Below are 1,322 nucleotides of genomic sequence, written 5' to 3'. Positions count from 1 at the left end.
TGATGTAAGTGGGCTGACTATTACTCTTGCCAAGGCCGACGGAATCCGAGCCCATCGATGACCTCGCACGGGGAAACGGAAGCCCCCGAGCCCGGTTGTAGCGGATCACGGGTGGGCAACGCTTTCTCATAGCGGAAGTTGAACATCAACCGCGAGCAATAGCCCTACGTTTTTTCGAGCGGATGGCTTAGGCTCGTCGCATGGGACTATTGACCTTCAGCATAAACGTCACCCTGGACGGCTGCGTCGATCATGAGGAGGGAATCGCTGACGACGAGACGCACGCGTTCTTCACCCGCCTTATGGACGAGGGCGGGGCGATGCTGTGGGGCCGCATCACCTACGAGATGATGGAGAGCTACTGGCCGGCGGTGGCTCGCGGCGACGTGGAGGCGCCGCCGGCGTTACGCGAGTGGGCGGTCAAGCTGGACGCCAAACCGAAGTACGTGGTGTCGTCGACGCGAACGGACTTCCCGTGGGCCAACAGCCACCACATCGCCGACGACCTGCGAACAGGCGTACAGAGGCTCAAGGACGCGACTCCGGCCGGCGTGCTCCTCGGTAGCTGCAAACTCGCGACCGAGCTGGACCGGCTGGATCTGATCGACGAATATCAGCTCCTCGTCCATCCCAGGATCGCTGGCCACGGCCCGACCCTGTACCAGGGCGGGCTGCCCAGTGCGCGACGGCTCGAGCTGGTCTCGGCAAAGCCGCTCCGCAACAGCGCGGTCGCTATGCACTATCGGCGCGAGCGCTGACTCCGAGCAGCCTCAACGCGCCCAACTCGGGGGCTTGCGTGTCGCAGGAGCGCCGCCGATTAGCAGTCGGCTTTGGTCGCCTGGCGGCCTGGATGAGACCAGATGCACCCAAGCGCCGGGCCGTCTGTAGCGGAGACCTCGGCTGGCTGCGCGTACTGGCGGGGTGACTATTCTGCGCGCCATTTGTGAACAAACTGGACACTCCTGCCGGAGCCGCCCCGCCGCCCATCGCCAGACCTTCCAGTAGCCAGCTTGGTCGAGGTCAATCGGCGACTTCTGCTTCCAGGACGTCCCCTTGCCTTCGGCCACCGTCAGACCGGCGAGCTGCTCGATAACGGCCAGGCGATAGGCCATGATGTCGATGGAACAGCTTCGAAAACGCGGCCGGGGTCTCGTAGCCGACACGGGTCGCAATCCTTGCAATCCCCTCGTCGCTTGTTTCGAGCAGAAACGCAGCCTCCGACATGCGGCGTGCGATCAGATAACGGTACATGGACTGGCCGACGAGGTTGGTGAAGCGAGCTGAAAACGCCGAGCGACCGAGCCCCACGCGCTGCCCTAGGT

2 protein-coding genes are annotated in these 1,322 nt (G+C 63.8%); one reads left to right on the top strand and one right to left on the bottom strand.

Annotated elements, in window-relative coordinates:
- The first annotated feature begins 200 nt into the window (after window positions 1-200).
- Window positions 201-758, top strand: coding sequence for a dihydrofolate reductase family protein (locus ACXJ7R_RS33040; RefSeq protein WP_457155462.1), 558 nt, complete (start codon window positions 201-203; stop codon window positions 756-758).
- Between the two features lie 262 nt (window positions 759-1,020).
- Here ACXJ7R_RS33040 and ACXJ7R_RS33035 read toward each other — a convergent pair.
- A partial coding sequence (locus ACXJ7R_RS33035; protein ID WP_457155461.1) for a helix-turn-helix transcriptional regulator occupies window positions 1,021-1,322 on the bottom strand: 302 nt, incomplete at its 5' end.

The organism is Mesorhizobium sp. P5_C1, assembly GCF_054049815.1.
The sequence above is the reverse complement of the archived record's forward strand: the minus strand, read 5'-3'. Positions and strand labels throughout refer to the sequence as shown.

Bases quoted from the DNA above. Each gene is read 5' to 3' on its own strand.
- ACXJ7R_RS33040 (WP_457155462.1), top strand. From the start codon at position 201: ATGGGACTATTGACCTTCAGCATAAACGTCACCCTGGACGGCTGCGTC.